The sequence below is a fragment of the Microcoleus asticus IPMA8 genome (assembly GCF_013179805.1).
Classification (GTDB): domain Bacteria; phylum Cyanobacteriota; class Cyanobacteriia; order Cyanobacteriales; family Microcoleaceae; genus Microcoleus; species Microcoleus asticus.
Genome location: NZ_SRRZ01000283.1, coordinates 1 through 1,887, shown reverse-complemented (window position 1 = coordinate 1,887; position 1,887 = coordinate 1). Strand labels below are relative to the sequence as shown.

Annotated in this window: 1 protein-coding gene; it reads left to right on the top strand. The window is 40.9% G+C overall.

The annotated features are described in order from the left end of the window. Positions 1-106 precede the first annotated feature (106 nt). Positions 107-1,717: an ATP-binding response regulator gene (locus E5S67_RS31850; protein WP_246277099.1), complete on the top strand. Its 1,611-nt coding sequence runs from the start codon at positions 107-109 to the stop codon at positions 1,715-1,717. Positions 1,718-1,887: the final 170 nt, after the last annotated feature.

Below are 1,887 nucleotides of genomic sequence, written 5' to 3'. Positions count from 1 at the left end.
AACAAGTTAAACACAGAGGTACTGGAATCATAATGAATACTCCTATATTTATTGTTTCAAGCACTGCATAGCCCTTAACTGAACCGTATTGTTTTATAAGGCGGCATTGGCTAGTAATTCCCTTTTGTTACTACTTTTATTTGTGGGGGTACTTTCCCTTACGACGATGGTGACATCTGCGATTGTTTCGGAAAATCGTCAAGCGGCTTTGAAATTACAACAAGCTAATGCGGAATTAGAACAAAGAGTGATTCAGCGTACTATGGCTTTGCAGGAAAGTGAGAATATTTCCCGAGAGTTGGCAGTGAAAGCAGAAACCGCCAATCAAGCCAAAAGTACATTTATTGCCAATATGAGCCACGAATTGCGATCGCCCCTCAATGCTATTCTCGGCTTTTCGCAATTGATGGTACGCGCCACAAATATGCCCCCCGAACAATACGAGAATGCCGGAATTATCTATCGCAGCGGTGATTATCTATTAACGTTAATTAATAATGTACTCGATTTATCAAAAATCGAAGCAGGTAAAACCACCCTTAATCTTACAGACTTTGACCTACATATATTGCTGAATGATTTAGAAGATATGTTGCATCTGCGGGCTAATAATGCCGGAGTGAATTTGGTATTCCAGCGAACAGAAAATGTGCCGCGCTATATCTGTACCGATCAAGTAAAACTGCGTCAGGTTTTAATTAATTTACTCAGCAATGCCATCAAATTTACTTCCCAGGGTCAAATCACTTTGAATGTCTTTCTGGGAGAGCAAGAAACCACAGATGTTTTTAGTTTGCATTTCCGTATTCGCGATACTGGGGTGGGTATTGCAGCAGCAGAACTGCCAAAACTATTTGATGCCTTTAGTCAAGCTCAAGCTGGAAAAGATCTGCAGGAAGGAACGGGTTTAGGTTTAGCAATTAGCCGAAAATTTGTGCAATTGATGGGTGGGGATATTTCTGTAGAAAGCGAATTAGGAAAAGGTACAAGTTTCCAATTGTATATTCAGACCAAATTGGGTCAAAAAACAAACAGCAAGAGTACAGGAGAATATTCAAGAGTGCTGGGACTGGTGCCCGGTCAACTTACCTACAAAATTCTCACAGTCGATGATAAATCTATTAATCGACAATTACTAATTAAGTTGTTGAGTCCCTTGGGATTTGAGCTGAAAGAAGCTAGTAACGGACAAGAGGCGATCGTCATTTGGGATGAATGGGAACCGCACCTAATCTGGATGGATATGAGGATGCCAGTTATGGATGGCTACGAAGCGACAAAATACATCAAATCTACCACCAAAGGCAATGCTACGGCTGTAATCGCGTTAACGGCGAGTGTGTTGGAAGAAGAAAAGGCGATGGTGCTTTCGGCTGGATGTGATGACTTTGTTCGCAAACCCTTCGTTGAACACACCATTTTTGACGCACTAGCTAAGCATTTGGGAGTCAAATATATCTATGCAGAAACAATATCTCCTGTCTTGGATGATACAGAAACACGTCCCTTGACATCGGAAGATTTAACCTGTATGACTCAAGAATGGATTACTCAATTATACGAAGCTGCACTTGAGGCAAATACCAACCTCGTGTTACAAGTTGTAGGAGAAATTCCCAAAACAGAAACTCGTTTGATAAAATCCCTTACAAAACTTGCCAGTCAATTTAAGTTTGAGCAGATTCTTGATTTAGTAGAACCCCGGAGTGGCAATTAATTTTAATTCTCAAATGAAAAATAAAGGTAATATTCTAATTGTAGACGATCTTCTAGAAAATCTACAATTACTAAGCGAGGCGCTCCTCAAACTCGGCTACACTGTTCGCAGCGTTACCAGTGGGCGGATGGCACTGAAAACGGTGAAGGTAAAGCGACCAGATGTGATTC